General features: G+C 48.5%; 5 protein-coding genes. 4 read left to right on the forward strand and 1 reads right to left on the reverse strand.

From position 1 onward, the window contains the following. The first annotated feature begins 135 nt into the window (after positions 1 to 135). From ACTHUM_RS05060 to ACTHUM_RS05070, 3 genes are all read left to right on the forward strand, one after another. A complete protein-coding gene (locus ACTHUM_RS05060) occupies positions 136 to 2,244 on the forward strand; it encodes a TonB-dependent receptor (protein WP_440361266.1) in 2,109 nt (702 codons plus the stop codon). Positions 2,245 to 2,413: 169 nt separating this feature from the next. After that, positions 2,414 to 3,109: a thiol:disulfide interchange protein DsbA/DsbL gene (locus ACTHUM_RS05065; RefSeq protein ID WP_003749428.1), complete on the forward strand. Its 696-nt coding sequence runs from the start codon at positions 2,414 to 2,416 to the stop codon at positions 3,107 to 3,109. Between the two features lie 141 nt (positions 3,110 to 3,250). Continuing rightward, entirely contained in the window at positions 3,251 to 3,550 is a 300-nt protein-coding gene (locus tag ACTHUM_RS05070) for a hypothetical protein (RefSeq protein WP_083314038.1), read from the forward strand. Between the two features lie 102 nt (positions 3,551 to 3,652). Here the strand turns inward: ACTHUM_RS05070 and ffh are convergent, their stop codons facing one another. Beyond that, positions 3,653 to 5,023, reverse strand: coding sequence for a signal recognition particle protein (ffh, locus tag ACTHUM_RS05075; protein ID WP_003684000.1), 1,371 nt, complete (start codon positions 5,021 to 5,023; stop codon positions 3,653 to 3,655). 181 nt (positions 5,024 to 5,204) lie between these two features. Between ffh and ACTHUM_RS05080 the strand changes: the two genes are divergently transcribed. After that, the gene (locus ACTHUM_RS05080) at positions 5,205 to 6,017 is read left to right on the forward strand and encodes a cytochrome C assembly family protein (RefSeq protein WP_070695210.1); all 813 of its coding nucleotides are present in this window, start codon (positions 5,205 to 5,207) and stop codon (positions 6,015 to 6,017) included. Positions 6,018 to 6,331: the final 314 nt, after the last annotated feature.

Genomic DNA, 6,331 nt, shown 5'->3' on the forward strand with positions numbered 1-6,331 from the left:
AGGCCGTCTGAAACCGATATGTGTTTCAGACGGCCTTTGTTTACAAATATCATGTTAAATATAATTAAAAGAAACTATTCTCATTTCTTTTGTGAGACAATATAATTCGGTTGTTTCGTTAAATTGAGTATAAAAATGCAAATACCATTTCATTTGGCTTTATTACCCACGCTGATTATCGCTTCTTTCCCTGTTACTGCCGCCGATACGCAGGACAATGGTGAACATTACACCGCTACTTTGCCCACTGTTTCTGTGGTCGGGCAGTCTGACACCAGCGTACTCAAGGGCTACATCAACTACGACGAAGCCGCCGTTACCCGCAACGGACAGCTCATCAAAGAAACGCCGCAAACCGTCGATACGCTCAATATCCAGAAAAACAAAAATTACGGTACGAACGATTTGAGTTCCATCCTCGAAGGCAATGCCGGCATTGACGCTGCCTACGATATGCGCGGCGAAAGCATTTTCCTGCGCGGCTTCCAAGCCGATGCATCCGATATTTACCGCGACGGCGTGCGCGAAAGCGGACAAGTGCGTCGCAGTACCGCCAACATCGAGCGCGTGGAAATCCTGAAAGGCCCGTCTTCCGTCCTTTACGGCCGCACCAACGGCGGTGGCGTTATCAACATGGTCAGCAAATACGCCAACTTCAAACAAAGCCGCAACATCGGTGCAGTTTACGGCTCGTGGGCAAACCGCAGCCTGAATATGGACATCAACGAAGTGCTGAACAAAAACGTCGCCATCCGCCTCACCGGCGAAGTCGGGCGCGCCAATTCGTTCCGCAGCGGCATAGACAGCAAAAATGTCATGGTTTCGCCCAGCATTACCGTCAAACTCGACAACGGCTTGAAATGGACGGGACAATATACCTACGACAATGTGGAGCGCACGCCCGACCGCAGCCCGACCAAGTCCGTGTACGACCGCTTCGGACTGCCTTACCGCATGGGCTTTGCCCACCCGAACGATTTTGTGAAAGACAAGCTGCAAGTTTGGCGTTCCGACCTTGAATACGCCTTCAATGACAAATGGCGCGCCCAATGGCAGCTTGCCCACCGCACGGCGGCGCAGGATTTCGACCATTTTCATGCAGGCAGCGAAAACGGCAGCCGAATCAAACGCAACTACGCCTGGCAGCAGACCGACAACAAAACCCTGTCGTCCAATTTCACGCTCAACGGCGACTACAACATCGGCCGTTTTGAAAACCACCTGACCGTAGGCATGGATTACAGCCGCGAACACCGCAACCCGACATTGGGTTACAGCCGCGCCTTTACTGCCTCCATCGACCCTTACGACCGCGCAAGCTGGCCGGCTTCGGGTAGATTGCAGCCCGTACTGACCGAAAACCGCCACAAAGCCGACTCCTACGGCATCTTTGTGCAAAACATCTTCTCCGCCACGCCCGATTTGAAATTCGTCCTCGGCGGCCGTTACGACAAGTACACCTTCAATTCAGAAAACAAACTCACCGGCAGCCGCCGCCAATACAGCGGTCACTCATTCAGCCCCAACATCGGCGCAGTGTGGAACGCAACGCCTGCCCACACGCTCTACGCCTCGTATAACAAAGGCTTCGCACCTTATGGCGGACGCGGCTATTTGAGCATCGATACGTCGTCTTCCGCCGTGTTCAACGCCGACCCCGAGTACACCCGCCAATACGAAACCGGCGTTAAAAGCAGTTGGCTAGACGACCGCCTCAGCACTACGTTGTCTGCCTACCAAATAGAACGCTTCAATATCCGCTACCGCCCCGACGCGCAAAATGATCCCTACACTTGGGCAGTCGGCGGTAAACACCGTTCGCGTGGCGTGGAATTGTCCGCCATCGGGCAAATCATTCCCAAAAAACTCTATCTGCGCGGTTCGTTGGGCGTGATGCAGGCGAAAGTCGTTGAAGACAAAGACAATCCCGACCGAGTGGGCATTCATTTGAATAACACCAGCAACGTTACCGGCAACCTGTTTTTCCGTTACACCCCAACCGAAAACCTCTATGGCGAAATCGGCGTAACCGGTACGGGCAAACGCTACGGCTACGATTCAAGAAACAAAGAAGTTACCACGCTTCCCGGCTTTGCCCGAGTTGATGCCATGCTCGGCTGGAACCATAAAAACGTCAACGTTACCTTTGCCGCAGCCAATCTGCTCAATCAAAAATATTGGCGTTCGGACGCCATGCCGGGTAATCCGCGTGGCTATACCGCCCGGGTAAATTACCGTTTCTGATGAAATCAGGCAAAGGCCGTCTGAAAATAAGGCTATGATCTAAGCCATATTTCAGACGGCCTTTATAAAGGTTGAAATAAAACTAAACACATTTTTTCACTCAAATCGAACACACCTCCAACGAAATGCCATAAAATCCGCCCATTGATTTGAATGTAAAGAGATACCTATGAAACTGAAAACCTTAGCCTTGACTTCATTGACCCTGTTGGCATTGGCCGCTTGCGGCAAACAGGCGGAAACCAGCGTTCCGGCAGACAGCGCCCAAAGCAACACATCCGCTCCGGCAGCCCCTGCCGCATTGACCGAAGGTGTCAATTACACCGTATTGTCCAATCCGATTCCGCAACAGCAGGCCGGCAAAATCGAAGTATTGGAATTCTTCGGCTACTTCTGCCCGCATTGCGCCCATCTTGAGCCGGTTTTGAGCGAGCACATCAAAACGTTTAAAGACGATACCTATATGCGCCGGGAGCATGTTGTGTGGGGTGATGAAATGAAACCTTTGGCACGTTTGGCGGCCGCAGTGGAAATGGCCGGTGAATCAGATAAAGCCAACAGCCATATTTTCGATGCGATGGTTAACCAAAAAATCAACTTGGCCGATACCGATACCCTGAAAAAATGGTTGTCTGAGCAAACCGCGTTTGACGGCAAAAAAGTATTGGCTGCATTTGAAGCGCCCGAAAGCCAAGCACGTGCGGCCCAAATGGAAGAATTGACCAATAAATTCCAAATCAGCGGCACACCGACTGTGATCGTTGGTGGCAAATACCAAGTCGAATTTAAAGACTGGCAGTCCGGCATGACCACGATTGACCAGTTGGTGGACAAAGTACGCGAAGAGCAGAAAAAGCCGCAATAAGTTGAGGATTGAATAAGCAAGGATTTCGCGCTCCTTCCACTTCGTTTTCCTTTACTATGCTGAAAGATCCAAACAATGTGTGATTACTGTTCTGACCTGCGACCTACCGTTCGTATCAGGGTTCCGAAAGAATTATCGCAAATGTTACTGCGAGCCTCTGATCGTTTAGCAGACGGCACGCTCATCGACATTACCCCAGCCTACGCCAAAGTTTATGGTCCCAGCCTTGATTTTGCTAAAACCATTGCCAATAGCGGTTACATTACCCATACTGATTCTCAGGGTAATCGTGACATATATGGTTGGAACGATTTCGTGGTACATTATTTTCAATGTACGCACTGCAATGCCGTTTTCAGGCTTGGTGCCGAAACCTACCATGGTAGTGGTGGCCAATGGGAAATGTTGGAAGAGGCATCGGTACGCTATGAAAATCCTTAAAAGGAATAGATTTCATAGTTATATGTGAATAGTAATTCTTGCTAGAGTAAAAATAAAAACGCCGTCTGAAACTTTTCAGACGGCGTTTACTGTCAAATTAGCTTACAAACCCGGGAACATGCCTTTCATTCCCTTCATACCTTTGGCCAAGCGCATCAGTTTGCCCAAACCGTTGCCGCTGAACATCTTCATCATCTGTTGCATTTGTTCAAACTGCTTGAGCAATTTGTTCACTTCCTGCACGGTCGTACCCGCGCCCATTGCAATACGGCGTTTGCGGCTGGCTTTGAGCAGGGCAGGGTTAGCGCGTTCTTTTGGAGTCATCGAGTTGATGATGGCTTCTACTTTGCCCATCGCTTTTTCAGCCGTGCCTTCGGGGATTTGTTTCGATATTTGACCCAGTTCGCCCGGCATTTTCGACATCAGGTTTTCCAAGCCGCCCATATTGCGCATCTGTTGGATTTGTTCTTTAAAGTCATTGAGGTCGAAGCCTTTGCCTTTTTGCAGCTTTTTTGCCATTTTGGCGGCGGCTTCTTCATCAATACCTTTTTGAACGTCTTCAATCAGGGTCAATACGTCGCCCATGCCGAGGATACGGCTGGCAAGACGGTCGGGGTGGAAAGGTTCGAGGCCGTTGATTTTCTCGCCGACACCGATAAATTTAATCGGTTTGCCGGTTACATGGCGTACGGACAATGCCGCACCGCCGCGCGAGTCGCCGTCCATCTTGGTCAATACGACACCGGTCAGCGGCAGGGCTTCATTAAATGCCTGAGCAGTGTTCACAGCATCCTGACCTAACATGGCATCGATGACGAACAAAGTTTCAACCGGGTTAACCGCAGCATGAAGCGCTTTGATTTCGTTCATCATTTCTTCATCGATTGCCAGGCGGCCGGCGGTATCGACCATCAATACATCGTAAAAATGTTTTTTGGCGTAATCGACGGCGGCAGTTGCAATCTCAACCGGTTTTTGGTTGGTATCGGATGGGAAAAAGTCCACGCCGACCTGTTCGGCCAATAGGCGCAGCTGTTCAATCGCGGCAGGGCGGTAAACGTCGGCAGATACCACCAAAACTTTTTTCTTCTGATCGTTTTTCAGCAGGCGGGCGAGTTTGCCGACGGTTGTTGTCTTACCGGCACCCTGCAAACCGGCCATTAAAACGATGGCAGGCGGTGAAACCGATAAATCCAGTGTTTTGTTTTCCTTGCCCATCAGCTCGACTAAGGCTTGGTTGACCACACCAATAAAGGCTTGGTCAGGTGTCAGACTGCCGACGACTTCTTGACCAAGGGCCTGTTCTTTGACTGTGTTGACGAATTCTTTAACGACGGGCAATGCAACGTCGGCTTCCAGCAGGGCAAGACGAACCTCGCGCAAGGCTTCTTTAATATTGTCTTCGGTCAGTGTTGATTGGCCGCGAATATTTTTAAGTACCTTGCTGAAGCGGTTGGTCAGGTTGTCTAACATACTTATCCTTGATAATGAGAATAGCTGCCCAATACAGGGCATTCTTTGTTAAAATAAAATTCGGATTATTTTACACGATAGTCCGAAGTTATGCTTCAAGAACACAAACACGACACCAAGGCCGTCTGAAACCCTGCCGGGTGTCCGTCTAGTGTTCACACGTCTATTGAGAAAGATATTTATGCCGATTGTCTTAATCTGCCTTATGCTGGTGTATGCCGGATTGGGCGTATTTTCCTGGTTGCAACATAAAAAGCACAATAATAAGTCTTACCCGCTGAAAACCGAGCTGCTGATTTTGAGTGGCGCATTATTGGTACATGGCGCAGCATTAATGTTCCCTGTATTGCAGGATAGGGTATTGATTACCGGTTTTGGTTATTCTCTCAGTCTGATAGTTTGGCTGATGCTGATGATGTACTGCCTGGGCAGCTTCTTTTATTGTCTGCGCGGTGTGCAACTCTTATTGTATCCCTGTGCTGCATTGACCTTATTGCTGGGTTTCCTTTTCCCGGGAGATTTCACAGGTCGTCAAATTGTAGACTTATTGCCGCTATCGCACATTGCATCATCATTGCTCGCATACGGATTGTTTGGCATCGTTACCTTATTTGCCATCCTGATCCTTTTGCTCGACCGCAATCTGCACAAACGCCGTTTTTCCGCATTAGTTAGTTTCTTGCCGCCATTATTGAGTTTGGAAAAACTTATGTTCCAAGGTATGTGGGCAGGATTCGTTTTATTGACCTATTCAGTTATCAGCGGGACGTTTTTTGCCGAAGCCATTTTCGGCAAACCCATGACCTTCACGCATAAAACCATCTTCAGTATTATGTCGTGGCTGATTTATGGCGCATTATTGTTGAAACACAGCATGACCGCATGGCGCGGCAAGAAAGCCGCCGTTTGGACTATTGTCGGATTTGTCAGTCTGATTTTTGCCTATGTGGGCAGTAAATTTGTCCTAGAAATTGTCCTTCAACGTATTGGATAAATAGAAACCATAAAAAAAGGCCGTCTGAAAGAGCATTTCAGACGGCCTTTAGTTTGTATTTTTTTGTATGTATGGATAGTGTGGGAGTTTGATAGTATTTTTTTAGAAATAAAAACCCTGTTAAAACAGGGAAGTGATTAAATTTCAGAAAATAATTTTGTGAAATGTGTTGACTGGTTTTGTAGGTAGGCGTATAGTTCGGTTCTTCGCTGCTGACGCGGTGAAGAAAACGAAGCAGACAGTATAACACAGTTAGTTAGAATTTTCGATAATTTTAGTTGACATTTGCTAAATGTACTGTATAATTCGATTCG

Source organism: Neisseria sp. P0021.S006 (genome assembly GCF_051956895.1).